This window comes from Streptomyces griseus (genome assembly GCF_900460065.1).
Lineage (GTDB): Bacteria > Actinomycetota > Actinomycetes > Streptomycetales > Streptomycetaceae > Streptomyces > Streptomyces griseus.
The window spans coordinates 135,250-158,243 of record NZ_UAVD01000027.1 but is presented as its reverse complement, the minus strand read 5'-3'; the positions used below and the strand labels follow the sequence as shown (position 1 = coordinate 158,243).

Sequence of the window (22,994 nt, the reverse complement as noted above, 5' to 3'; positions counted from 1 at the left end):
GTACTGCTCCGGTATGACAACCGGAGGGGGCGTGTACGCCATCCCGTAGGGGTGGACCACCCGGTGACACCGCGTCAGCCGACGGCGGGCGCGGCCGGGCGGGCCTCAGCCCGCGCGGTGCACCACGGCGTCGCACAGCTCCTCCAGCGCGGACTTCGCGTACCCCTCGGGCAGCGGTGCGAGCGTGGCGCGCGCCGCCTGGGCGTAGTGCACGGTGTCCTGGCGGGCCTGCTCCAGCGCCGGGTGGGCGCGCAGCCGGCGCAGCACCTCGTCCAGGGCGGCGTCGTCGCCGAGGTCGCCGTCGAGCAGCTCGACGAGCTCCAGGTCGTCGGGCTTGCCGTCGGCCGCCGCCTGGGCGCGCAGCCGCAGGACCGGGAGCGTCGGGATGCCCTCGCGCAGATCGGTGCCGGGGGTCTTGCCGGACTCGTGGGAGTCGGAGGCGATGTCGAGGACGTCGTCGGCGAGCTGGAAGGCGATGCCGAGCCGCTCCCCGTACTGGGTGAGGACGTCCACGGTCCGCTCGTCGGCGCCGGACATCATCGCGCCGAAGCGGCCGGACACGGCGACCAGCGAGCCGGTCTTGCCGCTGAGGACGTCCAGGTAGTGGTCGACCGGGTCGCGGCCGTCCCGGGGGCCCGCGGTCTCCAGGATCTGGCCGGTGACGAGCCGCTCGAAGGCCTCCGCCTGGATGCGGACGGCCTCGGGGCCGAGGTCGGCCAGGATGTGGGAGGCGCGGGCGAAGAGGAAGTCGCCGGTGAGGACGGCGACGGAGTTGCCCCAGCGGGTGTTGGCGCTGGGCACCCCGCGCCGCACGTCGGCCTCGTCCATCACGTCGTCGTGGTACAGCGTGGCCAGGTGGGTCAGCTCGACGACGACGGCGGAGGGGACGACCCCCGGCGCGTCGGGATCGCCAAACTGTGACGCGAGCATGACCAGCAGGGGGCGGAACCTTTTGCCACCCGCGCGCACCAGGTGCTGGGCGGCCTCCGTGATGAAGGGCACATCGCTCTTGGTGGCTTCGAGCAGGCCCGCCTCGACGGCTGCCAGGCCCAACTGGACATCGGTCTCGAGAGACTGGTCCCGCACGTGCAGTCCGAACGGCCCGACGACGGTCACGAGGGCATCTCCTGTCTGCTGACGATCACACGCAATGTCGATGTGTCGCTGTCTCTCTTAGCGACTTCAGCGTATCCGGTCCGCTATGGATCACCGTGGGCGGCTTCCCATGACCGCCGGTATGTTCGGGATCAGCTCATACGATCAGGAGTCCCCGCTTTGTCCCACAGCACCGCCGACACCGAGCCGGCCAAGCCCCCGCCCGAGGACGACCACGCCTTCTTCGGGCAGCCACGGGGTCTGATGACCCTGTCCGGCCTGGAGGTCTGGGAGCGGTTCTCGTTCCTGGGCATGCAGGCCATCCTGGTGCTGTTCTTCGCCGACACCGTGGCGGGCGGCGGCATGGGCATGGACCCCGGCACCGCCGCCTCCGTCTCCGCCGCCTACGGGACACTGGTCTATCTGGTCTCCGTGGCGGGCGGCTGGCTGGCCGACCGGATCCTCGGCTCGTACCGGGCCGTGCTCTACGGCGGCATCCTCATCGCCTGCGGCCACTACTCCATGGCCGTCCCCACCGACGCCATGACCTGGGTGGGCCTCGGCCTGATCAGCGCCGGAACGGGCCTGCTCAAGCCCAATGTGGCCTCCATGGTCGGCAAGCTCTACCGCACCGACGACGAACGGCGCGACGCCGGCTTCGCCCTCTACTACATGGGCATCAACATCGGCGCGTTCGCCGGACCGCTGATCACCGGCTGGCTCGGCGAGCACTGGAGCTGGCACTGGGGCTTCTCGGCCGCCGCGGTCGGCATGACCTTCGGCCTGATCCAGTACGTCGCGGGCCGCCGTCACCTGGTCGGCCGCAAGGAGGGCGCGGAATTCGAGCTGGCCCCCGAAGCCATGCGGCGGGCGGTGCGGCTGATCATCGGCGGGGCCGTCGCGGTGGCCCTCCTCGCGACCGTCCTGGCCCTGGTGGGATGGCTGACCATCGACCGGTTCGTGGACGTGCTGACGGTGATCTCGATCATCGCCCCGATCGCCTACTTCGTGGTGATGTTCAAGAGCCCCCGGGTCACCGCCGAGGAGCGCGGCAGGCTGCGGCCGTACGTCGTGCTGTTCCTGGGTTCGGTCTTCTTCAACTTCATCCTCTTCCAGGCCTACTCGACGATGATCCTGCTGGCGTCGACCAACGCCCGGACCGAGATCTTCGGCTTCACCTTCCCGGCCAGCTGGTACGCCTCCGCGCTCGGCGCCTTCGAGGTGGCGCTCGCGCCGGTGGTGGCCGCCACCTGGGTGCGGATGGGCCGCCGCCAGCCGCACGCCTCCAACAAGATCGCCTTCGGCGTGATCCTCGGCGGTCTCTCCTTCCTGCTGATGGTGCTGCCGACCTCGGGCCACGCGGACGACACCTACAAGATGGCCGCCTGGTGGATCGTCGGCTCCTACCTGCTGCTCGGCCTCGGCGACGTCCTGCTGGAGACCTCCGGCCTCTCGGCCAGCAGCAAGCTCGCCCCCAAGGCCTTCGCCAGCCAGACCATGGCCCTGTGGTTCCTCTCGCTGGCCGTCGCCAACGGCATCCAGGCCCAGACCGTGAAGCTGTACGGCGAGGTCTCCAACCCCGCCTACTTCGGCGTCAACGGCGCCATCGCCGTGGCAGCGGGCGTGGCGATGATCGCCGCCGCCCCCTGGCTGAAACGCACCATGCACCCCGTCCACTGAGCACGTCCTCGCACCCCGTCCCCCACCGAGGTGACCCATGAACATCACGACCGAGTTCCCGTACGAGACGACCCACGAGGACGTGTACATCCCGCTGCCCGACGGCACCCGGCTCTACGCCCGGATCTGGCGGCCGCTGACCGAGGAACCGGTCCCGGCCCTGCTGGAGTACCTGCCCTACCGGCTCAGCGACTGGACCGCGCCCCGCGACTGGCAGCGCCACCCCTGGTACGCGGGCCACGGCTACGCCTCCGTGCGGGTCGACGTCCGGGGCCACGGCAACAGCGAGGGGCTGCCGGGCGACGAGTACGACGCGCGGGAGCTGGAGGACGGGGTCGCCGTCATCCACTGGCTGGCCCAGCAGGAGTGGTGCTCCGGCCGGGTCGGGATGTTCGGCATCTCCTGGGGCGGCTTCAACTCGCTCCAGATCGCCGCGCTCGCCCCCGAGCCGCTCAAGGCGATCGTCACCGTCTGCTCGACCGACGACCGCTACGACAACGACGTCCACTACATGGGCGGCTCCGTCCTCGCCGTGGACATGCACGCCTGGGCCGCCACCATGCTCGCCTTCGTCTGCCGCCCGCCGGACCCGGCGCAGGTCGGGGAGGGCTGGAAGGAGATGTGGCTGAAACGGCTGGAGGCCGTCGACCCCTTCATCCACACCTGGCTGGCCCACCAGAGCCGCGACGCCTACTGGACGCACGGCAGCGTCTGCGAGGACTACGGCGCCATCAAGGCGAAGGTCCTCGCGGTCGGCGGCTGGCACGACCCGTACCGGGACACCGTCCTGCGGCTCGTGGAGCACCTGGACCCGGAGCAGGTGCGCGGGCTGATCGGCCCCTGGTCGCACCAGTACCCCGACCGGGGACTGCCGCCGGGGCCCGCGATCGGCTTCCTCCAGGAGACGCTGCGCTGGTGGGACCAGCACCTCAAGGGCCAGGAGACGGGCGTGATGCGGGAGCCGCTGCTGCGGTCCTGGATCAGCGGCTCGCACCCGCCCGCCACGGTGTACGAGACGCTGCCGGGCCGCTGGGTCGGGGACGCCAGCTGGCCCTCGGAGAACGTCGCCCCGGTGGCGTACGCCCTCCAGGGCGGCGAGCGGATCGTCGCCTCGCCGCAGCAGACCGGCGTGGACGCGGGCCGCTTCTTCCCGTTCGGCAACGACGCGGACCTGCCGCCGGACCAGCGGGACGAGGACGCGAAGTCCGTCTCCTTCGAGTTCCCCGTCGCGGACGCCCCGATCGAGATCCTCGGCCGCCCCCGGGTGAAGCTCCGCCTCCGGATGGACGCGACCCGCGGCCAGGCCATCGCCCGGCTCTGCGACGTCGCGCCCGACGGCTCCTCCACCCTGGTGACCCGGGGTGTGCTCAACCTCGCGGCCCGCCACGGCCGCGACCGCACCGACCCCTGGCCCCCGGGCGAGACCGAGGACGTGGTCTTCGACCTCAACGGCATCGGGCACACCTTCCCGCCCGGCCACCGCATCCGGCTCGCCGTCTCCTCCTCGTACTGGCCCTGGATCTGGCCGCAGGCCGGCTCGGCGGGCTTCACCCTGGACGCGGACGGCAGCTTCGTCGAGCTCCCGGTGCGCCGCCACACCGAGGACCCGGCGATCACCTTCGGCGAACCGGAACAGTCCGAACCGCTCGGCGTGGTCCACCCGGTCACCCTGGAGGAGCCCCGCCCCGAACGCCTCGTCGTCCGCGATGTCGCCCAGGGCGAATGGCGCCTGGAGGTCGACCCCCGCTACGGCGGCACGCGGGTCTACCCCGACGGCCTCGAATTCACCGAGGACGCCCTGGAGACGTACACGATCCAGCAGGACGACCCGCTCTCCGCGCGGACCCGCTCCGACTGGCGGATCAGGCTGCACCGCCCGGAGATGGCCTGGGACGTGGAGATCGAGACCCGCTCCGAGATCGCCGCCGACGACCAGGACTTCATCACCTCCAACGAGGTGGTCTGCAAGGACGGCGGCGAGGTCGTCTTCCACCGCACCTGGGAGAAGCGCATTCCGCGCACGGCCGGCTGAGCCGCCTCCCCGTTCTGTCCTCGGGTCCCCCGGATTTTCCGGGGGACCCGACGAACTTTCCGGGCAATGAGCACAGTTGGGGACAGTCGGGGCACTGCCGCTGGGTAGGAGCACCGACGTAACGTGTCTCCCAACGCGACCTGGAAAGCGAGGCAGCACCACATGCCCGAGCAGAGCAGCCCGCTCGATCTGGCCGAGGGCGACCCCTTCGGCCCGCACAACCTTCCGTACGGTGTGTTCTCCACCCCCGACCACCCCGACGACCGCCGGGTCGGCGTCCGCATCGGCAGCCACGTCCTGGACGCCGGGGCCGCCGCCCACGCGCTGGGCTCCCCCTACGCGGGGCTGCTCGCCCAGCCGACCCTGACACCGCTGCTCGCGGCGGGCCGCACCGCCTGGAGCGACGTGCGCCGCGCGCTCACCGCCTGGCTGACCGTCCCCGCCCACCGCGCGGACATCGAGCCGCTGCTGCACCCGGTGGACGCGGTGACCCTGCACCTGCCCTACGAGGTCGCGGACTACGTCGACTTCTACGCCAGCGAGCACCACGCCACCAACGTGGGGAAGATCTTCCGGCCGGACGGCGACGCGCTCACCCCCAACTGGAAGCACCTGCCGATCGGTTACCACGGCCGCTCCGGCACCGTCGTGGTCTCCGGCACCGACGTGGTGCGCCCCAGCGGCCAGCGCAAGGCCCCCACCGACCCGGCCCCCGTCTTCGGGCCCTCGGTGAAGCTCGACATCGAGGCCGAGGTCGGCTTCGTCGTCGGCGTCCCCTCCGCGCACGGCACCCCGGTGCCGCTGGCCGACTTCCGCGAGCACGTCTTCGGCCTCTCGCTCCTCAACGACTGGTCCGCCCGCGACCTCCAGGCCTGGGAGTACGTGCCGCTCGGCCCGTTCCTCGGCAAGTCGTTCGCGACCTCCGTCTCCGCCTGGGTCACCCCGCTGGAGGCGCTGGACGCCGCCCGCACCGCGCCCCCGGCCCGGGACTTCCCGCTCCTGCCCTACCTCGACGACGCCGAGGACGAGGAGCCGGGCGGCTTCGACATCCGCATCACCGTCGAGATCAACGGGCAGGTCGTCGCCGAGCCGCCGTTCGCCTCGATGTACTGGACAGCGGCCCAGCAGCTCGCCCACATGACGGTGAACGGCGCGTCGCTGCGCACCGGCGACCTGTACGGCTCCGGCACCGTCAGCGGACCCGAGCCCGCCCAGCGCGGCTCGCTCCTGGAGCTCACCTGGAACGGCCGCGACGCGCTCGAACTCCCCGAGGGCAAGCGGACCTTCCTGAAGGACGGCGACACGGTCACGCTGACCGCCTGGGCCCCGGGCCCGCACGGCACCCGCGTGGGCCTCGGCGACGTCACCGGAAGGATCGTCACCGCGCCATGACGCCGGACGCCCCCGCGCTGACGCTGCCCGAGGAACTGATCCTGCTCGCCCTGGATCCCGACCGGGGCAGGCCGGTGTGCGGGGCCCGCGATCTGGCGTACGGCACCGCCGGGGCGGCCCTCGCGGAGCTGGAGATCCAGGGCCGGATACGGGAGGAGGGCGGCCGGATCCAGGTGGTGAACCCGCTGGAACCGGCCGACCCGCTCCTCGCCGCCCTGCTCCGGACCCTGGACCCGCCGGCCAAGGGCCGCCGCCGAGGAATGCGCGCCCGGCGCTGGGTGGGCGAGCACCACCGGGACGTCCAGGAGAAGTACCTGGACTCCCTGGTCGAGCGCTCCCTCCTGTCCCGGAGGACCCACCGCTTCCTCGGCCTCTTCCCCCACCACCGCCACTTCCCGGGCGTGCCGGACCTCGCGCCGGACGTCCTCGACCGGTTCGCTGCGGCCGAGGCGGCGGGATATCCGGACCACCGCGACCGGGTGCTCGCCGCCCTGGCCTCCGCCATCGGCCTGGCCGGGGACCTGACCCGCCTCGGCCGGAACGGCCGGACGGTGATGAAGGTCATGCGCCGCTCCGAGTGGACCGCCGCGGCCGTCCACCACAACGTGAAGCAGAACGAGTCCGGCGGCGGCTGGGGCGACGGGGGCGGGGAGAGCGGCGGCTGCGGAGGGGGCGGCGGGGACTGAGGAGAGCGGGCCGGTCAGCGGTGCGCGAGGCGTTCACACGTTCGGGGGAGCCTCATTCTGTTCCCGGCGGATACGCTGGTCGGGCCCGCGAGACTCCTCCCCATGGGAGCAATGATGAGCATCGAACCCGAGGCGTCCGAGCCGCGGTGGGCGGTCCCGCCCGAGGGCGGCTGGACCGCCGATGACCTGGACACACTCCCGAATCTGCCTCCGCACACGGAGCTGATCGACGGGAGCCTCGTTTTCGTGAGTCCGCAGACCCTTTTCCATTCGCGAGCGGTCGACTTCTTCACCTGGCAGCTACAGTCTCTGGCTCCGCCCGAGCTGGAGGTCGTGCGCGAGTTCACCATCGACATCGACCGCTACAACCGGCCCGAGCCCGATGTGATCGTCATCGACGGTGACATCGTCCAGGACCCGGACCAGACCCGGTTCCCCGCCGAGTCGGTGCGCCTCGCCATCGAGGTCGTCTCGCCCGAGTCCCGCTCCCGCGACCGGGAGACCAAGCCCGTGAAGTACGCCCGCGCGGCCATCCCCCACTACTGGCGGGTGGAGAACCACGACGGGCGTGCCGTGGTGTACGTCTTCGAGCGGGAGCCGGCCACTGGCGCGTACACCTCGACCGGGATCTTCCACGACCGCATGAAGGTGTCGGTGCCGTTCACCGTGGACCTGGATCTGACGGCGATCACGGCCCGCCGCAGCCGGGCGGCGGACCCGGAGTAGGTCCCGCCGCCCCTCGCCCCGCAGCCCGGTCCGCGCCTCACTCGTACTCCGGCGGCTCCTCGTCCCAGCCGAACTCCGGGTCGCTGTGCCGCGCGTCCGGGGCCTGCGTAGGGGCCGACGGCGCGGCCTGGTCACGCGCCGGGGCCGCCGTGCCCGGTGCGGGAGCCGGGGCCGCCGCTGCGGGGGGCTCCGCCGCCCCCGGGGACGTCTGCGCCAGGACCTCCAGCACGCCCTCCCCGTAGGTCGCGAGCTTCTTCTCGCCCAGGCCGCTGACGCCGCCCAGCTCCGCGAGCGAGCCCGGGTGCAGGGTCGCGATCTCGCGCAGCGTCGCGTCGTGGAAGATCACGTACGCCGGGACGCCCTGCTCCTTCGCCGTCGCCCCGCGCCAGGCGCGCAGCGCCTCGAAGACCGGGACGGCGGACTCGGGAAGGTCCGCGGCTGCCGCCTTGCCCTTGGCTCCCCTGCCGCCGCCCGCCGAGGACGACGACCGGGACGTGGGCTTCTTCGGCTCCTTGCGGAGCAGCACCTCCCGCTCCCGGCCGAGCACCGTCGCGCTCTCGTCGGTCAGGACCAGCGTGCCGTACTCCCCCTCGACCGCGAGCAGCCCCTGGGCCAGCAGCTGGCGCACCACACCGCGCCACTCCGCCTCCGCGAGGTCCTCGCCGATGCCGAAGACGGAGAGCTGGTCGTGGTCGAACTGGATGACCTTGGCGGTCTTGCGGCCCAGCAGGATGTCGATGATCTGGCCCGCGCCGAACTTCTGGTTCCGTTCGCGCTTCAGCCGCACCACCGTGGAGAGCAGCTTCTGCGAGACGACCGTGCCGTCCCAGGTCTCCGGCGGGGTCAGGCAGGTGTCGCAGTTGCCGCAGGCGGGGGCCGTGGGCTCCTGGCCGAAGTAGGTCAGCAGCTGGGCCCGGCGGCACTGGACCGTCTCGCACAGGGCCAGCATCGAGTCCAGGTGGGCGGCGGCCCGGCGGCGGTGGGCCTCGTCGCCCTCGCCTCCCTGGATGAGCTTGCGCTGCTGGACGACGTCCTGGAGTCCGTACGCCATCCAGGCCGTCGACGGCTCCCCGTCACGGCCCGCACGGCCGGTCTCCTGGTAGTACCCCTCGACGGACTTGGGGAGGTCGACGTGGGCGACGAAGCGGACGTCCGGCTTGTCGATCCCCATGCCGAACGCGATCGTCGCGACGACGACGAGCCCCTCCTCACGGAGGAACCGCGCCTGGTGGGCGGCGCGCGTCCCGGCGTCCAGGCCCGCGTGGTACGGCACGGCCTCCACGCCGTTGCGGCAGAGATACTCCGCGATCTTCTCGGTGGAGTTGCGCGAGAGGCAGTAGACGATGCCCGCGTCCCCGGCGTGCTCCTCCTTGAGGAAGGTGAGGAGCTGCTTCTTGGGCTCGGACTTCGGCACGATCCGGTACTGGATGTTCGGCCGGTCGAAGCTCGCGACGAAGTGCTTCGCGTCCGGCATGGCGAGGCGGCGGGTGATCTCCTCGTGCGTGGCGTTCGTCGCGGTCGCCGTCAGGGCGATGCGCGGCACGTCCGGCCAGCGCTCGCCGAGCACCGACAGGGCCAGGTAGTCGGGGCGGAAGTCGTGGCCCCACTGGGCGACGCAGTGCGCCTCGTCGATCGCGAAGACGGAGATCTCGCCCCGGGCCAGCAGGGAGAGCGTGGAGTCCAGCCGCAGCCGCTCCGGGGCGAGGTAGAGCACGTCCAGCTCGCCCGCGAGGAACTGCGCCTCCATCGAGCGGCGCTCGTCGAAGTCCTGCGTGGAGTTCATGAAGCCGGCCCGGACGCCGAGCGCCCGCAGGGCGTCGACCTGGTCCTGCATGAGGGCGATCAGCGGGGAGACGACGACGCCGGTGCCCCGCCTGACCAGGGACGGGATCTGGTAGCAGAGGGACTTTCCACCGCCGGTGGGCATGAGCACGACGGCGTCGCCGCCCGCCACCACATGCTCGATGATCGCGCCCTGCTCGCCGCGGAACGACTCGTACCCGAAGACGCGGTGCAGTGTCCGCCGCGCCTCGCTCTCGCCGTCCGTGTCGGTGCCGGTCCCGGCCACCGTCCCGGTGGTCTCGTCCATGCTCACGCCCAATGCTCTGTCCCCCGAGGGTCCGCCGAGGGTCCGCTCGCCCGGCCCTGTCCCGTCCTGCTCTCGTCCCCGTCCACGATAGGCGGAGCCAACGACAACGCCGGACGGTCTGTGGACAACCGACCGTCCGGCGCTGCCGTCGCTCATACCGCGGGGCTCCCCCGCGCGGGCCACCGCTACCGCACGAAGACCCCCGCCTGGCTCGCCAGGTCAAGGAAGTACTGCGGGGCCAGGCCCAGCACCAGGGTGACGGCGACGCCGACCGCGATCGTCGTCATGGTCAGCGGGGACGGGACGGCGACCGTGGGGCCGTCCGCCTTCGGCTCGCTGAAGAACATCAGGACGATCACCCGGATGTAGAAGAACGCGGCGACGGCCGACGAGAGCACACCGACGACGACCAGCGCCCCGGCACCGCCCTCGGCCGCCGCCTTGAACACCGCGAACTTGCCGGAGAACCCGGAGGTCAGCGGAATGCCCGCGAAGGCCAGCAGGAACACCGCGAAGACCGCCGCGACCAGCGGCGAGCGGCGGCCGAGCCCGGCCCACTTCGACAGGTGGGTGGCCTCCCCGCCCGCGTCCCGCACCAGGGTGACGACGGCGAACGCGCCGACCGTCACGAAGGAGTAGGCCAGCAGGTAGAAGAGGACCGAGGAGATGCCCTCCGGGCTCGCCGCGATGACGCCCGCGAGGATGAAGCCCGCGTGCGCGATCGAGGAGTAGGCGAGGAGGCGCTTGATGTCGGTCTGGGTGATCGCGACGATCGCGCCGCCCAGCATCGTGACGATGGCCACCGCCCACATGACCGGCCGCAGGTCCCAGGCGAGGCCCGGCAGCGCCACGTACAGCAGGCGCAGCAGCGCGCCGAACGCGGCGACCTTCGTCGCGGCGGCCATGAAGCCGGTCACCGGGGTCGGGGCGCCCTGGTAGACGTCCGGAGTCCACATGTGGAACGGGACCGCGCCCACCTTGAAGAGGAGGCCCGTCAGGATCATCGCGCCGCCGATGAGCAGCAGTGCGTCATTGCCCATGGTGTCGGCGAGGGCCGGGTCGATCTCCAGGACCGAGCCGTCGACGACGTTGGCGATGTCGGCGTACGAGAGGGAGCCCGCGTAGCCGTAGAGGAGGGCGATCCCGAAGAGCAGGAACGCCGAGGAGAACGCGCCGAGCAGGAAGTACTTCACGGCCGCCTCCTGCGACATCAGCCGCTTGCGGCGGGCGACGGCGCACAGGAGGTAGAGCGGGAGCGAGAAGACTTCCAGCGCGATGAAGAGGGTCAGCAGGTCGTTGGCGGCCGGGAAGACCAGCAGTCCCGCCACCGAGAAGAGGAGGAGCGGGAAGACCTCGGTGGTGGTGAATCCGGCCCGCACCGCGGCCTTCTCGCCCTCGCCGCCGGGGACGGACCCGGCCTGCGCGGCGAACGAGTCGACCCGGTTGCCGTTGCTGCCGGGGTCGAGCCGGCGCTCGGCGAAGGTGAACAGCGCCACCATGGCGACCAGGAGAATCGTGCCCTGGAGGAACAGGGTGGGGCCGTCGATCGCGATGGCTCCCATGGCGACGATCCCGGCGTCCGTGGTGCCGTACCCGCCGGCCGCGAGGCCGACGATCGCGGCGAACGAGCCGGCGACCGCCACGACGGTCAGGAAAAGCTGGGTGTGGTAGCGGGCCCGGCGCGGCACGAAGGCCTCCACCAGGATGCCCAGGACGGCGGCGACCACGATGATCAGGACCGGCATCAGCTGGGTGTACTCGATCTTCGGCGCCGTGAACGAGTTGCCCGGTGCCGCCGATGTCACCCCGCTCGCCGTCGTCCACAGACTGTGGACAGCTGTTGCGCTCACTTGGCGGCCTCCACCTCGGGCTGGGGGTCCTTCTTCTGTACGTCGGACATGGTGTGCTCCACCGCCGGGTTGACGACCTCGGTGAGCGGCTTCGGGAAGACGCCCAGGAAGATCAGCACGGCGATCAGCGGAAGCGCGACCGCCAGCTCACGGGCCCGGAGGTCCGGCATGGAGCGGACCGACTCCCGCACCGGGCCGGTCATCGTGCGCTGGTAGAGGACCAGGACGTAGAGCGCGGCGAGCACGATGCCGGAGGTGGCGATGACGCCGGCCACCGGATACGCGCTGAACGTGCCGACCAGGACCAGGAACTCACTGACGAACGGGGCGAGTCCGGGCAGCGACAGGGTGGCGAGCCCGCCGATGAGGAACGTCCCGGCCAGCACGGGGGCGACCTTCTGCACCCCGCCGTAGTCCGCGATGAGCCGCGAGCCGCGCCGGGTGATGAGGAAGCCGGCGACCAGCAGCAGCGCGGCCGTGGAGATGCCGTGGTTGACCATGTAGAGCGTGGCGCCCGACTGGCCCTGACTGGTCATCGCGAAGATGCCCAGGATGATGAAGCCGAAGTGCGAGATCGAGGCGTAGGCGATGAGCCGCTTGATGTCGCGCTGGCCGACCGCGAGGAGCGCCCCGTACACGATGGAGATCAGCGCCAGGGTGATGACCACCGGCGTCGCCCACTTGCTGGCCTCCGGGAAGAGTCCGAGGCAGAAGCGGAGCATCGCGAAGGTGCCGACCTTGTCGACGATCGCGGTGATCAGCACGGCGACCGGGGCGGTCGCCTCGCCCATCGCGTTGGGCAGCCAGGTGTGCAGCGGCCACAGCGGGGCCTTCACCGCGAAGGCGAAGAAGAACCCGAGGAACAGCCAGCGCTCGGTGCTGGTCGCCATCTCCAGGGAGCCGTTGGCGCGGGCCTCGGCGATCTCGGAGAGCGAGAAGCTGCCCGCGACCACGTACAGCCCGATGACCGCGGCCAGCATGATCAGGCCGCCGGCCAGGTTGTAGAGGAGGAACTTGACCGCCGCGTACGACCGCTGGGTCGCGGCGTTCTCGTCGGTGCCCGCGTGGGCCCGGTCGCCGAAGCCGCCGATGAGGAAGTACATCGGGATGAGCATGGCTTCGAACAGGATGTAGAAGAGGAAGACGTCCGTGGCGACGAACGACAGGATCACCATGGCCTCGACCATGAGGACCAGGGCGAAGAAGCCCTGCGTCGGACGCCATCGCGACGACTTCGTCTCCAGGGGGTCGGCGTCGTGCCAGCCCGCGACGATGACGAACGGGATCAGCAGCGCGGTGAGGCCGAGGAGCGCCACCCCGATGCCGTCCACGCCCAGTTCGTAGCGGACGCCGAAGTCGGCGATCCAGGCCCGGGACTCCGTGAGCTGGTAGCGGTCGCCGCCCGGTTCGAAGCGGAGGAAGACGACCGCCGCCAGGACGAGCGTGCCGAGCGAGAAGAACAGCGCGAGCCATTTGGCCGCGGTGCGCCGTGCGGCGGGGACGGCGGCGGTGGCGATGGCGCCGATCGCCGGGAGCGCCGCCGTCGCGGTCAGGAGGGGAAAGGACATGTGATCAGACCGCCCTCATCAGCAGGGTCGCGGCGATGACGACCGCCGTACCGCCGAACATCGAGACCGCGTAGGTGCGGGCGTAGCCGTTCTGCATCCTGCGCAGCCGGCCGGAGAGCCCGCCGACCGAGGCGGCCGTGCCGTTGACGACGCCGTCGACCAGGGAGTGGTCCACGTAGACCAGTGAGCGGGTGAGGTGCTCGCCGCCGCGGACCAGGACCACGTGGTTGAAGTCGTCCTGGAGGAGGTCGCGGCGGGCCGCCCGAGTGAGGACCGAGCCGCGCGGGGCGACCAGCGGAACCGGCTTGCGGCCGTACATCGCCCAGGCGATGCCGACGCCGACGACCAGGGCCACGACGGTGGCTCCGGTGACCGTGGCCGCGCTCAGCGGGGAGTGGCCGTGGTCGTAACCCGTGACGGGCTCCAGCCAGTTGACGAAGCGGTCGCCGATCGCGAAGAACCCGCCGGCGAAGACCGAACCGAAGGCCAGCACGATCATCGGGACGGTCATCGACTTCGGGGACTCGTGCGGGTGCGGCTCGTGGCCCTCCGCGTCCGGCTGCCAGCGCTTCTCCCCGAAGAAGGTCATCAGCATCACGCGCGTCATGTAGAACGCGGTGATCGCGGCGCCCAGCAGGGCCACGGAGCCGAGGATCCAGCCCTCGGCGCCGCCCTTGGCGAAGGCCGCCTCGATGATCTTGTCCTTGGAGAAGAAGCCGGAGAGGCCGGGGAAGCCGATGATGGCCAGATAGCCCAGTCCGAAGGTGACGAAGGTGACCGGCATGTACTTCCGCAGGCCGCCGTACTTGCGCATGTCGACCTCGTCGTTCATGCCGTGCATGACGGAGCCCGCGCCGAGGAAGAGGCCGGCCTTGAAGAAGCCGTGCGTCACCAGGTGCATGATGGCGAAGATGTAGCCGATGGGGCCGAGGCCCGCGGCCAGGATCATGTAGCCGATCTGCGACATCGTGGAGCCGGCCAGGGCCTTCTTGATGTCGTCCTTCGCGCAACCGACGATCGCACCGAAGATCAGCGTGACCGCGCCGACGATGACGACGACCAGCTGGGCGTCCGGGGCGGCGTTGAAGATCGCGCCGGAGCGGACGATCAGATAGACGCCGGCGGTGACCATGGTCGCGGCGTGGATGAGGGCGGAGACCGGGGTCGGGCCCTCCATCGCGTCGCCGAGCCAGGACTGCAGCGGCACCTGGGCCGACTTGCCGCAGGCGGCCAGCAGCAGCATCAGCCCGATGGCGGTCAGCTTGCCCTGGCTCGTCTCGCCCGCCGACTCCAGCACCGGCCCGAAGGCGAAGGTGCCGAAGGTGGTGAACATCAGCATGATGGCGATCGACAGGCCCATGTCGCCGACCCGGTTGACCAGGAAGGCCTTCTTCGCGGCGGTGGCCGCGGTGGGCTTGTGCTGCCAGAAGCCGATGAGCAGGAACGACGCCAGACCGACGCCCTCCCACCCGACGTACAGCAGCAGGTAGTTGTCGGCGATGACCAGGATGAGCATCGCCGCGAGGAACAGGTTGAGATAGCCGAAGAAGCGGCGCCTGCGCTCGTCGTGCTCCATGTAGCCGATGGAGTAGATGTGGATCAGTGTGCCCACACCGGTGATGAGCAGGACGAACGTCATCGACAGCTGGTCGAGCTGGAAGGCGATGTCGGCCTGGAAGCCCTCCACCGGAATCCAGCTGAACAGGTGCTGGTGCAGGGCCCGGTTCTCGGGGTCCTTGCCCAGCATGTCGGTGAACAGGATCAGTCCGACGACGAACGAGGCTCCGGCGAGGACGGTGCCCAGCCAGTGGCCGGTCTTGTCCAGCCGGCGTCCGCCGCAGAGCAGGACCGCCGCTCCGAGCAGGGGCGCCGCGACGAGCAGCGCAATCAGGTTCTCCACGTTTCCGACCCCTTACAGCTTCATCAGGCTGGCGTCGTCGACCGAGGCCGAGTGGCGGGAGCGGAACAACGACACGATGATCGCGAGTCCGACGACGACTTCCGCGGCGGCGACGACCATCGTGAAGAACGCGACGATCTGCCCGTCGAGGTTGCCGTGCATCCGGGAGAACGTGACGAGCGCCAGATTGCAGGCGTTGAGCATCAGCTCGACGCACATGAACACCACGATCGCGTTCCGCCGGACCAGCACCCCGGAGGCGCCGATCGCGAACAGCAGGGCCGCGAGGTAGAGGTAGTTGACCGGGTTCACTTGGCGGCCTCCGAGTTCTCCGCCGCGGACGGGGACTGGGCTCCGCGTGCCACGGCGTCCGCGTCCTCACGTCCGAGCCGCTCCCCGGAGCGCTGCTCCAGAGCCTTGAGATCGGCGAGGGACTGCTGCGAGACGTCCCGGATCTGGCCGCGCCGGCGCAGGGTCTGCATGACGGTCAGCTCGGACGGGGTGCCGTCGGGAAGCAGACCGGGGATGTCCACCGCGTTGTGCCGGGCGTAGACGCCGGGGGCGGGGAGCGGCGGGAGGTGCTTGCCGCGCACGCGCTCCTCGGACATCTCCCGCTGGGTCTTGGCGCGTTCGGTGCGCTCGCGGTGCGTGAGCACCATCGCGCCGACCGTCGCGGTGATCAGCAGGGCGCCGGTGATCTCGAAGGCGAAGACGTACTTGGTGAAGATGAGGTTGGCGAGCCCCTCGATGTTGCCGCCGTGCGCGGCGTTGGCGGCGCCGAGCCCCTCGAACGTGCTGAGGGAGGCGTTGCCGATGCCGGCGATCAGCAGGATGCCGAAGCCGAGGCCGCAGCCGAGGGCCAGCCAGCGCTGCCCCTTGATGGTCTCCTTGAGGGAGTCGGCCGCGGTGACGCCGACCAGCATGACGACGAAGAGGAACAGCATCATGATCGCGCCGGTGTAGACGACGATCTGGACGATGCCGAGGAAATAGGCCCCGTTGGCGAGGTAGAACACCGCGAGGACGATCATGGTGCCGGCGAGCGAGAGCGCGCTGTGCACGGCCCTCTTCAGCAGGACGGTGGAGAGCGCGCCGATCACGGCGACGGTGCCCAGGATCCAGAACTGGATGGCCTCGCCGGTGGAGGTGGTGGTGGCTGCGGCCAGCGCGTTCACGCGTCCACCCCCTTGTCGTGCCGGGTGGCGTCGGCGGCCCGGGTGGACTCGATGGGGTCCTCGTCGGGCTTGTCGCCCTCGCCCTTGGACACGGCCGTCTGACGGACCGTGCCGGCGGCGGCCTCGGTGACCACGCCCCGGTAGTAGTCCTGTTCGTCCATGCCGGGGTAGATCGCGTGCGGGCTGTCGACCATGCCCTCCTGCAACCCCGCGAGCAGCTCGTCCTTGGTGTAGATGAGGCTCTCGCGGGTGGTGTTGGCCAGCTCGAACTCGTTCGTCATGGTCAGCGCCCGGGTGGGGCAGGCCTCGATGCAGAGTCCGCACAGGATGCAGCGCGCGTAGTTGATCTGGTAGACGCGGCCGTAGCGCTCGCCCGGGGAGTAGCGCTCCTCCTCGGTGTTGTCCGCGCCCTCCACGTAGATCGCGTCGGCCGGACAGGCCCAGGCGCACAGCTCGCAGCCGACGCACTTCTCCAGGCCGTCCGGGTGGCGGTTGAGCTGGTGGCGGCCGTGGAAGCGGGGCGCCGTCACCTTCGGCGTCTCCGGATACTGCTCGGTGAGCCGCTTCTTGAACATGGCCTTGAAGGTCACGCCGAAGCCGGCCACGGGGTTCTGGAACTTGTCCCCCGACTCCTCCGCCCGGCCCGAGGACCCAGCGGATCCCGATGAGCCCGTGAGCTCTGGTTTCTCAGACACCGCCGGCCTCCTTTCCGTCACTCGCGTTTCCGTCACTCTGCGTATCCGGTCCACCACTGACAACGAGCTCCCGCTCCCGTCGGGGTGTGCGCCTGGGCACCGGCGGCAGGGTCTGTCCGGGCAGCGGCGGCACCGGGAACCCGCCCGCCATCGGGTCGAAGGCGGGCTCCGGTCCGGCCGCTTCCTCCTCGGCCCGGTTCCTGCGGTCGCGGAACATGTCGACGATGAACGAGATCAACAGGATCGCGAGCACCGCCGCTCCGACGTACAGCACGATCCGGGAGAAGTCGTAGCCCTCGTTGCGCAGCGCGCGCACGGTGGCGACGAGCATCAGCCAGACCACGGAGACCGGGATGAGGACCTTCCAGCCGAGCTTCATCAGCTGGTCGTAGCGGACCCGGGGCAGGGTGCCGCGCAGCCAGATGAAGAAGAACAGCAGCAGCTGGACCTTGAGGACGAACCAGAGCATCGGCCACCAGCCCTGGTTCGCGCCCTCCCAGAAGGTGCTGATCGGGTACGGAGCCCGCCAGCCGCCCAGGAAGAGGGTCACGGAGACCGCGGAGACGGTGACCATGTTGACGTACTCGGCGAGCATGAACATCGCGAACTTGATCGAGGAGTACTCGGTGTTGAACCCGCCGACGAGGTCGCCCTCGGACTCGGGCATGTCGAACGGGGCCCGGTTGGTCTCCCCGACCATCGTGATGATGTAGATGATGAAGGAGACCGGCAGCAGGATGACGAACCACCGGTCCGCCTGCGCCTCCACGATCGCCGAGGTCGACATCGACCCGGAGTAGAGGAAGACCGAGGCGAACGCGGCGCCCATCGCGATCTCGTAGCTGATCATCTGGGCGGCGGAGCGCAGACCGCCGAGCAGCGGGTACGTCGATCCGGAGGACCAGCCCGCCAGCACGAGGCCGTAGATGCCGACCGAGGCGACCGCGAGGATGTAGAGCATCGCGATCGGGAGGTCGGTCAGCTGCATCGTCGTGCGCTGCCCGAAGATCGACACCTGGTTGTCGGCGGGGCCGAACGGGATGACCGCGATCGCCATGAACGCCGGGATCGCCGCGATGACCGGCGCCAGGATGTAGACGACCTTGTCGGCCCGTTTGACGACGACGTCTTCCTTGAGCATGAGCTTCATGCCGTCGGCGAGCGACTGGAGCATGCCCCAGGGGCCGTTGCGGTTGGGGCCGATGCGCAGCTGCATCCAGGCGACGACCTTGCGCTCCCACACGATGGAGAACAGCACGGTCACCATCAGGAACGCGAAGCAGAAGACCGCCTTGATGACGACGAGCCACCAGGGGTCGGTGCCGAACATCGAGAGATCCTCGGCGGCGAGGACGACGCCCTCGGGCGCCGTCGTGAGTGCGGCGAGGCCAGTCACGCTCGTACCTCCGATGGTTCGACGGGAGCACCCGGTGCGGCGGCGGGGCCGATCCGCACCAGGCCCCCGGGGTTCGCGCCGGTGTCGGCGGGGATGCCGCGTCCCACCGAGTTCAGCGGCACCCAGACCACCCGGTCGGGCATGTCGGTGACGGCGAGGGGCAGTTCGACGGTGCCCGCGGGGCCGGTGACGGCGAGCAGGTCGCCGTCCTTGACGCCGGACTCGGCGGCGGTGACCGCCGAGAGCCGGGCGACGGCCGCGTGCCGGGTGCCGGCGAGCGCGGTGTCGCCGTCCTGGAGCCGGCCGAGGTCGAGCAGCATCCGGTGGCCCGCGAGGACCGCCTCGCCGTCGCCGGGCCGGGGCAGCGGCTGCGCGCTCTCGCGCGGGTCGGCCGCGTGGCCGCCCTCCCAGCCGCCGAGCCGGTCCAGCTCGCGGCGGGCGGCGGCCAGGTCCGGCAGGGCGAAGTGCACGTCCATGGCGTCGGCCAGCATGTGCAGCACCCGGGAGTCCGTCGGGGCGAGCGTCCTGGACATCTGCTCGGGCTTCAGCGCCGCCTCGAACATCCGGACCCGGCCCTCCCAGTTGAGGAAGGTGCCGGACTTCTCGGCGACGGCGGCGACCGGGAAGACCACGTCCGCCCGGGCGGAGACCGCGCTCGGCCGCAGTTCCAGCGAGACCAGGAAGCCGACCCCGTTCAGCGCCTGGAGGGCGCGGTTCGGGTCGGGCAGGTCCTCCACGCCGACCCCGGCGACGAGCAGCGCGCCCAGTTCGCCGGTGGCCGCGGCCTCGATGATCTGGCCCGTGTCGCGGCCGTGCCGGGAGGGCAGTTCGGCCACCCGCCACAGCTCCGCGACCTCCTCGCGGGCCCGCGGGTCGGTGGCGGGGCGTCCGCCGGGCAGCAGGGTGGGGAGCGCGCCCGCCTCGACGGCGCCCCGGTCGCCCGCCCGGCGCGGGATCCACACCAGGCGTGCGCCGGTGGCCGTGGCGGTGCGGATGGCGGCGGACAGCGCACCGGGGACTCCGGCGAGCCGTTCACCGACGATGATCAGGGAGTGCTCGCCGCGCAGCGCCTCGGCCGCCGCGGCCCCGTCGGCCTCCAGGCCGACGCCGCCCGCGAGCGCGTCCAGCCACTCGGTCTCGGTGCCGGGGGCGGCGGGCAGCAGGGTGCCGCCCGCCTTCGCCAGGCCCCGGGTGGCGTGCGAGGCGAGCGCGAAGGTCTGCTGGCCGCTCTTGCGGTGGGCCTTGCGCAGCCGCAGGAAGACGCCGGGGGCCTCCTCCTCGGACTCGAACCCGACGAGCAGGACCGCGGGGGCCTTCTCCAGCGCGGTGTAGGTGACGCCCTCGCCGTCGAGGTCCCGGCCGCGTCCGGCGACCCGGGCGGCCAGGAAGTCGGCCTCCTCGGCGCTGTGGACGCGGGAGCGGAAGTCGACGTCGTTGGTGTCGAGGGCGACCCGGGCGAACTTGCTGTACGCGTAGGCGTCCTCGACGGTCAGCCGGCCGCCGGTCAGGACGCCGGTACGGCCGCGGGCGGCGAGGAGTCCGGCCGCCGCGGCTTCCAGGGCCTCGGGCCAGCTCGCCGGCTCCAGCTCGCCCTCGGCGTTGCGGACCAGCGGGGTGGTGAGCCGGTCGCGCTGCTGGGCGTAGCGGAAGCCGAACCTCCCCTTGTCGCAGATCCACTCCTCGTTGACCTCGGGCTCGTTGGCCGCGAGGCGGCGCATGACCTTGCCGCGCCGGTGGTCGGTCCGGGTCGAGCAGCCGCCCGAGCACTGCTCGCACACCGAGGGGGTCGAGACCAGGTCGAAGGGGCGGGAGCGGAACCGGTACGCGGCCGAGGTGAGCGCGCCCACCGGGCAGATCTGGATGGTATTGCCGGAGAAGTACGACTCGAAGGGGTCGCCCTCGCCGGTGCCGACCTGCTGGAGCGCGCCGCGCTCGATCAGCTCGATCATCGGGTCGCCCGCCACCTGGTTGGAGAACCGGGTGCAGCGCGCGCAGAGCACGCACCGCTCGCGGTCCAGCAGCACCTGGGTGGAGATCGGGACGGGCTTCTCGAAGGTCCGCTTCTTGCCCTCGAAGCGGGAGTCGGCTCCGCCGTGCGACATCGCCTGGTTCTGGAGCGGGCACTCGCCGCCCTTGTCGCAGACGGGGCAGTCCAGCGGGTGGTTGATCAGCAGCAGCTCCATCACGCCCTTCTGCGCCTTCTCGGCGACAGGAGAGGTGATCTGCGACTTGACGACCATGCCGTCGGTGCAGGTGATGGTGCAGGAGGCCATCGGCTTGCGCTGGCCCTCGACCTCGACGATGCACTGGCGGCAGGCGCCCGCGGGGTCGAGGAGCGGGTGGTCGCAGAAGCGCGGGATCTCGATGCCGAGGAGTTCGGCGGCCCGGATGACCAGGGTCCCCTTGGGGACGCTGATCTCGATGCCGTCGATGGTCAGCGTGACCAGGTCCTCGGGCGGAACCGCCGCCTCGCCGCCCCCGGAGGGCGCACTCGTGGTGACTGTCATGCGTTCACCCCCCGGTGAGCGTTCTTGCCGTCGGTGTTCTTGTCGTCGGCCCAGGCCGTGGACCGGGCGGGGTCGAAGGGGCAGCCCTTGCCGGTGATGTGCTGCTCGTACTCCTCGCGGAAGTACTTCAGCGAGGAGAAGATCGGCGAGGCGGCGCCGTCGCCGAGCGCGCAGAACGACTTGCCGTTGATGTTGTCGGCGATGTCGTTGAGCTTGTCGAGGTCGGCCATCTCGCCCTTGCCGGCCTCGATGTCGCGGAGCAGCTGGACCAGCCAGTAGGTGCCCTCGCGGCAGGGCGTGCACTTGCCGCAGGACTCGTGGGCGTAGAACTCGGTCCAGCGGGTGACGGCCCGCACCACGCAGGTCGTCTCGTCGAAGCACTGGAGCGCCTTGGTGCCGAGCATGGACCCGGCGGCGCCGACGCCCTCGTAGTCGAGGGGGACGTCGAGGTGCTCCTCGGTGAACATCGGGGTGGAGGAGCCGCCCGGCGTCCAGAACTTCAGCCGGTGGCCGGCCCGCATGCCGCCGCTCATGTCGAGGAGCTGGCGGAGCGTGATGCCGAGCGGGGCCTCGTACTGTCCGGGGCTGGTGACATGGCCGCTGAGCGAGTAGAGCGTGAAGCCCGGGGACTTCTCGCTGCCCATGGACTTGAACCAGTCCTTGCCCTTGTTCAGGATCGCGGGAACCGAGGCGATGGACTCGACGTTGTTCACCACAGTGGGGCAGGCGTACAGACCGGCGACCGCGGGGAAGGGGGGTCGCAGCCGGGGCTGGCCACGCCGTCCTTCGAGAGAGTCGAGCAGCGCGGTTTCCTCACCACAGATGTACGCACCGGCGCCCGCGTGCACCGTGAGTTCCAGATCGAGTCCTGAACCCAGGATGTTCGTCCCCAAATAGCCCGCCTCGTACGCCTCTCGTACGGCCTCGTGCAGCCGCCGCAGCACGGGGACGACCTCACCGCGCAGATAGATGAACGCGTGCGACGAACGGATCGCGTAACAGGCGATCACGATGCCCTCGATGAGGCTGTGCGGGTTGGCGAAGAGGAGCGGGATGTCCTTGCAGGTCCCCGGCTCCGACTCGTCGGCGTTGACCACCAGATAGTGCGGTTTGCCGTCGCCCTGCGGGATGAACTGCCACTTCATCCCGGTGGGGAAGCCCGCGCCGCCGCGACCGCGCAGACCGGAGTCCTTGACGTACGCGATGAGGTCGTCGGGCGCCATGGCGAGCGCCTTGCGCAGCCCTTCGTAGCCCTCGTGGCGGCGGTAGGTGTCCAGGGTCCAGGAGTCGGGCTGGTCCCAGAAGGCGGAGAGGACCGGTGCGAGCAGCTTCTCGGGGCTCGTCCCGTTGTGGTCGATCTCGGCGGCCAAGGTCATCACTCCCCCTCCTCGGCTGCGGGCCCGGCCGGGTGCTCCGGGTCGGAGGCCGAGGTCTGCTGCGGTGCGTCGTGCGAGCTGAGGTGCTCGGACGGCGAAGGGTCGTGCGGCTGCGCGTCCCGCGGCTGCCCGGCGCGCGGGGAGACCACGCGCGCCTTCGGGAGCGCCTCGCCCTTGGCGAGCTTCAGCCCGATCAGGGAGGCGGGGCCCGCGCCGCCGGTCGCCTCGACGGCGCCGGGGCGCTCGTCGGGGAAGCCGGCCAGGATGCGGGCGGTCTCCTTGTACGAGCAGAGGGGGGCGCCCCGGGTCGGCTCGACGGTCCGGCCGGCGATCAGGTCGTCGACGAGCCGCGTGGCGCTCTCGGGCGTCTGGTTGTCGAAGAACTCCCAGTTGACCATCACGACGGGTGCGAAGTCGCAGGCGGCGTTGCACTCGATGTGTTCGAGGGTGACCTTGCCGTCCTCGGTGGTCTCGTTGTTGCCGACGCCGAGGTGCTCCTTGAGCGTGTCGAAGATGGCGTCGCCGCCCATGACCGCGCACAGGGTGTTGGTGCAGACGCCGACCTGGTAGTCACCGCTCGGCCTGCGCCGGTACATGGAGTAGAAGGTCGCGACGGCGGTGACCTCGGCGGTGGTGAGGTCGAGCGTCTCGGCGCAGAAGGCCATGCCCGTACGGGAGACGTAGCCCTCCTCGGACTGCACGAGGTGCAGCAGCGGCAGCAGGGCGGAGCGGCTGCCGGGGTAGCGGGCGAGCACCTCCTTCGCGTCCGCGTCGAGCCGGGCGCGCACCTCGGCCGGGTAGGGGGTGGCGGGGAGCTGCGGCATCCC

Annotated in this window: 17 protein-coding genes; 5 read left to right on the top strand and 12 right to left on the bottom strand. The window is 70.9% G+C overall.

The features are described 5' to 3' along the window. Positions 1-105: 105 nt before the first annotated feature. A complete protein-coding gene (locus DTB53_RS16430) occupies positions 106-1,116 on the bottom strand; it encodes a polyprenyl synthetase family protein (protein WP_003967064.1) in 1,011 nt (336 codons plus the stop codon). Positions 1,117-1,275: 159 nt separating this feature from the next. Here DTB53_RS16430 and DTB53_RS16425 point away from each other — a divergent pair, with 159 nt between their 5' ends. The 5 genes from DTB53_RS16425 (at position 1,276) to DTB53_RS16405 (ending at position 7,611) form a co-directional block, all read left to right on the top strand. Continuing rightward, a complete protein-coding gene (locus tag DTB53_RS16425; protein ID WP_042496408.1) occupies positions 1,276-2,775 on the top strand; it encodes a peptide MFS transporter in 1,500 nt (499 codons plus the stop codon). Positions 2,776-2,812: 37 nt separating this feature from the next. Beyond that, positions 2,813-4,807 (top strand): CocE/NonD family hydrolase, encoded by a 1,995-nt coding sequence (locus tag DTB53_RS16420; RefSeq protein ID WP_012379552.1) that lies wholly within the window; start codon positions 2,813-2,815, stop codon positions 4,805-4,807. Between the two features lie 162 nt (positions 4,808-4,969). Continuing rightward, the gene (fahA, locus tag DTB53_RS16415) at positions 4,970-6,199 is read left to right on the top strand and encodes a fumarylacetoacetase (protein WP_042496411.1); all 1,230 of its coding nucleotides are present in this window, start codon (positions 4,970-4,972) and stop codon (positions 6,197-6,199) included. Then, positions 6,196-6,885, top strand: a complete 690-nt coding sequence (locus DTB53_RS16410; protein WP_075025232.1) for a GOLPH3/VPS74 family protein — start codon at positions 6,196-6,198, stop codon at positions 6,883-6,885. The genes fahA and DTB53_RS16410 overlap by 4 nt, the downstream gene beginning before the upstream one ends. A gap of 114 nt (positions 6,886-6,999) precedes the next feature. Continuing rightward, entirely contained in the window at positions 7,000-7,611 is a 612-nt protein-coding gene (locus DTB53_RS16405; RefSeq protein WP_042498419.1) for a Uma2 family endonuclease, read from the top strand. A gap of 37 nt (positions 7,612-7,648) precedes the next feature. On the opposite strand, the gene recQ is transcribed toward DTB53_RS16405, so the two are convergent. The 11 genes from recQ to nuoE all read right to left on the bottom strand — a co-directional run bounded on the left by recQ (position 7,649) and on the right by nuoE (position 22,991). Then, positions 7,649-9,700 carry a DNA helicase RecQ gene (gene recQ / locus DTB53_RS16400; protein ID WP_012379556.1) on the bottom strand — a complete coding sequence of 684 codons (2,052 nt, stop codon included), beginning with the start codon at positions 9,698-9,700 and terminating at the stop codon, positions 7,649-7,651. A 185-nt stretch (positions 9,701-9,885) separates the two neighbouring features. Beyond that, positions 9,886-11,550 carry an NADH-quinone oxidoreductase subunit NuoN gene (nuoN, locus tag DTB53_RS16395; RefSeq protein WP_003967071.1) on the bottom strand — a complete coding sequence of 555 codons (1,665 nt, stop codon included), beginning with the start codon at positions 11,548-11,550 and terminating at the stop codon, positions 9,886-9,888. Then, positions 11,547-13,118 carry an NADH-quinone oxidoreductase subunit M gene (locus DTB53_RS16390; protein ID WP_003967072.1) on the bottom strand — a complete coding sequence of 524 codons (1,572 nt, stop codon included), beginning with the start codon at positions 13,116-13,118 and terminating at the stop codon, positions 11,547-11,549. The genes nuoN and DTB53_RS16390 overlap by 4 nt, the downstream gene beginning before the upstream one ends. A gap of 4 nt (positions 13,119-13,122) precedes the next feature. After that, complete coding sequence (gene nuoL / locus DTB53_RS16385) at positions 13,123-15,018, bottom strand: NADH-quinone oxidoreductase subunit L (RefSeq protein WP_012379557.1); 1,896 nt, start codon at positions 15,016-15,018, stop codon at positions 13,123-13,125. A gap of 12 nt (positions 15,019-15,030) precedes the next feature. Next, the gene (gene nuoK / locus DTB53_RS16380; RefSeq protein ID WP_003967074.1) at positions 15,031-15,330 is read right to left on the bottom strand and encodes an NADH-quinone oxidoreductase subunit NuoK; all 300 of its coding nucleotides are present in this window, start codon (positions 15,328-15,330) and stop codon (positions 15,031-15,033) included. Then, complete coding sequence (locus DTB53_RS16375) at positions 15,327-16,193, bottom strand: NADH-quinone oxidoreductase subunit J (protein WP_003967075.1); 867 nt, start codon at positions 16,191-16,193, stop codon at positions 15,327-15,329. Before DTB53_RS16375 ends, nuoK begins: the two co-directional genes overlap by 4 nt. After that, positions 16,190-16,888: an NADH-quinone oxidoreductase subunit NuoI gene (gene nuoI / locus DTB53_RS16370; protein WP_003967076.1), complete on the bottom strand. Its 699-nt coding sequence runs from the start codon at positions 16,886-16,888 to the stop codon at positions 16,190-16,192. Before nuoI ends, DTB53_RS16375 begins: the two co-directional genes overlap by 4 nt. Further along, entirely contained in the window at positions 16,881-18,284 is a 1,404-nt protein-coding gene (gene nuoH, locus DTB53_RS16365; protein ID WP_003967077.1) for an NADH-quinone oxidoreductase subunit NuoH, read from the bottom strand. The genes nuoI and nuoH overlap by 8 nt, the downstream gene beginning before the upstream one ends. After that, complete coding sequence (locus DTB53_RS16360) at positions 18,281-20,791, bottom strand: NADH-quinone oxidoreductase subunit G (protein WP_003967078.1); 2,511 nt, start codon at positions 20,789-20,791, stop codon at positions 18,281-18,283. Before DTB53_RS16360 ends, nuoH begins: the two co-directional genes overlap by 4 nt. Continuing rightward, positions 20,788-22,170, bottom strand: a complete 1,383-nt coding sequence (gene nuoF / locus DTB53_RS16355; protein WP_012379558.1) for an NADH-quinone oxidoreductase subunit NuoF — start codon at positions 22,168-22,170, stop codon at positions 20,788-20,790. Before nuoF ends, DTB53_RS16360 begins: the two co-directional genes overlap by 4 nt. Further along, positions 22,167-22,991, bottom strand: a complete 825-nt coding sequence (nuoE, locus tag DTB53_RS16350) for an NADH-quinone oxidoreductase subunit NuoE (RefSeq protein ID WP_030702284.1) — start codon at positions 22,989-22,991, stop codon at positions 22,167-22,169. Before nuoE ends, nuoF begins: the two co-directional genes overlap by 4 nt. Between the last annotated feature and the right edge of the window lie 3 nt (positions 22,992-22,994).

Excerpts from the sequence above, each read along its gene's own strand:
- DTB53_RS16360 (WP_003967078.1), bottom strand. The coding sequence starts at position 20,791 with ATGACAGTCACCACGAGTGCGCCCTCCGGGGGCGGCGAGGCGGCGGTT.
- DTB53_RS16390 (WP_003967072.1), bottom strand. The coding sequence starts at position 13,118 with ATGTCCTTTCCCCTCCTGACCGCGACGGCGGCGCTCCCGGCGATCGGC.
- DTB53_RS16410 (WP_075025232.1), top strand. The coding sequence starts at position 6,196 with ATGACGCCGGACGCCCCCGCGCTGACGCTGCCCGAGGAACTGATCCTG.
- DTB53_RS16420 (WP_012379552.1), top strand. The coding sequence starts at position 2,813 with ATGAACATCACGACCGAGTTCCCGTACGAGACGACCCACGAGGACGTG.
- DTB53_RS16405 (WP_042498419.1), top strand. The coding sequence starts at position 7,000 with ATGAGCATCGAACCCGAGGCGTCCGAGCCGCGGTGGGCGGTCCCGCCC.
- recQ (WP_012379556.1), bottom strand. The coding sequence starts at position 9,700 with ATGGACGAGACCACCGGGACGGTGGCCGGGACCGGCACCGACACGGAC.
- fahA (WP_042496411.1), top strand. The coding sequence starts at position 4,970 with ATGCCCGAGCAGAGCAGCCCGCTCGATCTGGCCGAGGGCGACCCCTTC.
- nuoE (WP_030702284.1), bottom strand. The coding sequence starts at position 22,991 with ATGCCGCAGCTCCCCGCCACCCCCTACCCGGCCGAGGTGCGCGCCCGG.